Consider the following 1,960-nt stretch of genomic DNA (forward strand, 5'->3'; position numbering starts at 1 on the left):
CTTTCAAGATCTTAACCTCTCCTGATGAAGTAATACCGCCGCCATAGCTTGAAACATCCATAAAATCCATTTCAAGATAAATATCCATTTCTTTCACTAAATCAGATAAGAAAGGTGTGGCACCTTTTAGTATGCCTACCACTAACGGATTCTTTTCTTTGTAATCAGCTGATAACTGCTGACCTAATTCGTGCGTTTTTTGAGCCAGTTCCTCTCTGGAAAAAAGCACCTGTTCAATATCATTTTGCATAATTGTATGTTCTCCCTCTCAATACGTTCTCTTTTCTTTTTGGTAGATGAGTATGTATTGTATTTTATCAGTTTCACGTTCAATAGACAATCTAGATTCCTTATATTCTACTAACCAAATAATTTCATCTGCAGAATCGGTTATTACATAGGCTTTATTGCGTTTTTCTACGGGAACTTTTTGATCAATTAAAATGGATTTGACCTTCTTACTGCCCGTATTCATTCCTTTTAATGTCATTCGGTCTCCCGGTTTGCGGTGTCTGATCGTTAAAGGCAGCTTTACTTCTGCCGGATCCAGCCATATATAGTGATCTTCTGGAAGAACAGGTGGTTCAAAAGCTGCTGCTTCAAACAAACCGATTCGGTCTCCCTTTGCTAAAGCGATCCATTGTCCTGGAAAAAGGTTTTGTTCAAGAAGTGCTGGAGTTGCTGAGGATAAAACAGCTTTTTCAAATCGTAACCGGTGATAGTTTCTTTTTGCTTTCCAACCGTCAGGCAAATCTAACTGTCCGTTTGGTTTAGAACCGGTCATTAAACTTGTCAGTCCGTTTACTTGCTGTCTAAGGGATTCCATTGGATGATTGTTATAGAAATCCAATAAGAGGTATTTCAAAACTTGACGTTGTGTCTCAGCATCAAAAGATAAAAATGGGGCTATCTCAAGTTCTAGAAAATCTGGTTCCTTTTTTACTACTAGTTGTTCACTTTTTTCTTGAACAACTTGATTGGCTAAAGACAGCACATCGGCTAAATCACTTGAAAATTCTCTGAAATGAGTCAGAACTTGGTCGTTTTCTTTTTTTAACAGTGGAATAACCGTTTGCCGGTAGCGATTGCGGGTATAAGACAAACTAGTATTGGTCTCATCTTCAAAGTAAGTCACTCCATGTGCTTGGCTATACTCATACAAATCGGATTTAGCATAATCTAATAGCGGCCTCACTAGTAAACCAGGGCCAAATGAGCGAACATGTTGAATCCCTGTCATGCCTTCCAGTTGCCCGCCGCGGACTAGCCGCATCAGAATGGTTTCCATTTGATCATCTGCATGATGTGCTGTTGCCAAGTGAGTGGCTTGATGGGTTTCCATCATTTCTTGGAAAAAGGCATAACGAAATGTTCGCGCCGCTGCCTCTACTCCAACTTTTGGGTGCTTCGCTACTTCCCAATCCCGCTGAAAAAAAGGAATATTTTTTTCTAAACAATAATCCCTTAAAAAAAGTTCTTCTTGTTCAGAAGCTTTTCGTAATTTATGGTTGACGTGCACTACGCCAAACCAAGGTCTGACTGGATCGGGCAGCTGCTGAATTAAATCTACGAGCACCATGGAATCTACACCGCCAGAAACTGCAAGCAACAGCCGGTCCGTTGGCTGCCAATGACGATGTTGCTGACAGCTCTTTAAAAAAGCAGAAAACAATTCCATTTGACTAACTCCTTTAGCAGCTTTTTTGATCACCAAGTTTATTTTTACTTACTTTTTCTATTATAAAGAAAGAAACTTCATTTGTCGGTCATCTTTCCTTAAATTCACACATTTTCTTAATCGCTTTCTTAAAATAACCAACAGAAAGCAGGAAAAACATAAAAAAGGATAAGTTTCCTTATCCTTGGCCTTACTTTTTAATTACGTCGTCCGCCACGGCCGCCGCGTTTTCCTTCGGTACTTCGTTTTAGCGTCGTTAAACGATCATCACTATCCTTCAAA

Annotated in this window: 2 protein-coding genes and 1 pseudogene; all 3 read right to left on the bottom strand. The window is 39.5% G+C overall.

The window, feature by feature from the left end:
- On the bottom strand, positions 1-253 hold a 253-nt coding region (locus RT405_RS06855), incomplete at its 3' end, for a phosphoribosyltransferase family protein (protein ID WP_313468682.1).
- Between the two features lie 15 nt (positions 254-268).
- On the bottom strand, positions 269-1,678 hold the full coding sequence (gene tilS, locus RT405_RS06860; protein WP_313468658.1) for a tRNA lysidine(34) synthetase TilS: 1,410 nt from the start codon (positions 1,676-1,678) through the stop codon (positions 269-271).
- Positions 1,679-1,875: 197 nt separating this feature from the next.
- Positions 1,876-1,960, bottom strand: a pseudogene (locus RT405_RS06865) (RNA-binding protein S1); the annotation flags it as partial.

Origin of the sequence: Carnobacterium sp. (assembly GCF_032094055.1) — a bacterium.
Lineage (GTDB): Bacteria > Bacillota > Bacilli > Lactobacillales > Carnobacteriaceae > Carnobacterium_A.